This is a genomic window from Cupriavidus pauculus (assembly GCF_008801835.1).
GTDB classification, from domain to species: Bacteria; Pseudomonadota; Gammaproteobacteria; order Burkholderiales; family Burkholderiaceae; genus Cupriavidus; species Cupriavidus pauculus.
This window is the reverse complement of sequence record NZ_VZOW01000087.1, coordinates 1-1,525: the sequence shown is the minus strand read 5'-3', so window position 1 is coordinate 1,525 and position 1,525 is coordinate 1. Positions and strand designations below refer to the sequence as shown.

2 protein-coding genes are annotated in these 1,525 nt (G+C 55.0%); both read right to left on the bottom strand.

The features are described 5' to 3' along the window. Window positions 1-73: 73 nt before the first annotated feature. Window positions 74-358: a periplasmic Cu(I)/Cu(II)-binding protein CopK gene (gene copK / locus F7R19_RS29485; protein WP_008652571.1), complete on the bottom strand. Its 285-nt coding sequence runs from the start codon at window positions 356-358 to the stop codon at window positions 74-76. 29 nt (window positions 359-387) lie between these two features. Continuing rightward, window positions 388-732 carry a Cu(II)/Cu(I) resistance protein CopM gene (locus tag F7R19_RS29480; protein ID WP_133428603.1) on the bottom strand — a complete coding sequence of 115 codons (345 nt, stop codon included), beginning with the start codon at window positions 730-732 and terminating at the stop codon, window positions 388-390. Between the last annotated feature and the right edge of the window lie 793 nt (window positions 733-1,525).

Here is a 1,525-nt window from a genome sequence, read left to right as displayed (position 1 = left end):
GAGGCCGTTGCGGATTTTCGTTTCTGCATCCCCCGAGTGGGCGAAGTAGGGCGCGCAACGCGCCCTGGCAGCATCAGCCCCCTTCGCTGTGGCCCTTCCTGAGGGCTTCGTCGAGCCTGAAAATCTCGTTGCCCTTCATGATGATTTTCGTGCCATCCCTGGTCTCCATGACCTTGCCTTCCGGCATGTTCATGGACTTGCCGAACTTGTTCTCCATGCCCATCTTGCCGTCCTTGAAAACGTGCACCTTCGAGCCGTCCTGCAAATCGTAGGTTTTAACGACATTGCTCATATCGACCGCCGCCGCACTCAGCGATACGGCAGCAATGAAGGCTCCGACCATCAGTTTTTGTTTCATCGTTTAGATCTCCAGGTTATGGTCCTGCACTAGGGCGCATTGGGTCCACCATGTTGTGGAACAACAGGTTCAGTGGACCTTGTCTTCTTGTCATCTTCGCAACCCGCCTGTTGACTGTCCGGTGCAGATGCCGGCGTCGATCGGTCCGGCGGCTGGCTCGTCGCCTTCGGCGGCGTAACATGCTTCATCGAGTGATGCCGGGGATTGGCCGCCAACACCAATAGCTGGACCTCATCCCCGTCGTCGCGGCGTTCGGCCTTGATGCCATCAATGCCCAGTCCAGTCGGTGTCTCGGCAACCCATGCCAGTTGTATTGCCCACACCTGTCCCGGCACAAGGCAGATGGCTGCGCCAACGGACAAGAGGAGTGGCATGCCTGCTTTCATTCGCATCCTGACATTACAAGTAGCGGATGGGGCGTTCGAGAACTGTCTTTTCAATTTAATTTTATTCCCGGACCCGAGCAGCGGGCCGTATAGAGCGAAAATGTAATCCTCCCGAAAGATTGATGTTAACGAGGTAACACTGGCGGGGAAGAAATTGAAGATACAGTTTCATACGGTAATGAATACAAATCTTTTCCTGCGTTGATCGCGCCAATGCAAAGGCAAACGTCTGGAGCTTGGATTGGATATTGAAAAATTTAAGAGCATTGCATCGCTTCTGATGCGGTAATACTTGAAGCCGCTCTGAAAGAACTATGTCATGTGGCGGTTAGATTCCCGTCATTTAACGATTGGATGCGCATTCTTCGTGGATGCGCGTGGGCATTGCGGCGTGGCAGCGGATTTCACCTGTGGATTCAACCGGTCAACGCAACAGCTTGATGGAGTCGTTCAGCCGGCGTACCGAAGTTTAGTGTCTTGCGCGGGCGTTCATTGAGACGCCTCGCTACAGCATCGAACTTGATATCGGGTGCGTGCAGGCCTGCGCATTCGCAGCGGCGATGGTGGCCTCAGAAAGCCCCAGCACGCAAGGGAGATCTGTGCGCTGTGTGCCACGATTTGCGAAAGGTGCGAGAAGGAATGCAGCAAGCACGGTGACCTTGCCCCTGTTCCACGAATCCCATAACCGAGGGAATTAGGCAGCCCGGTGTTGCTGAGCTGCGGACCAGTTTTTCTCGAACGTCATGGGGCTGACGTAGCCCAGCGTCGAGTGGAGTCGGCT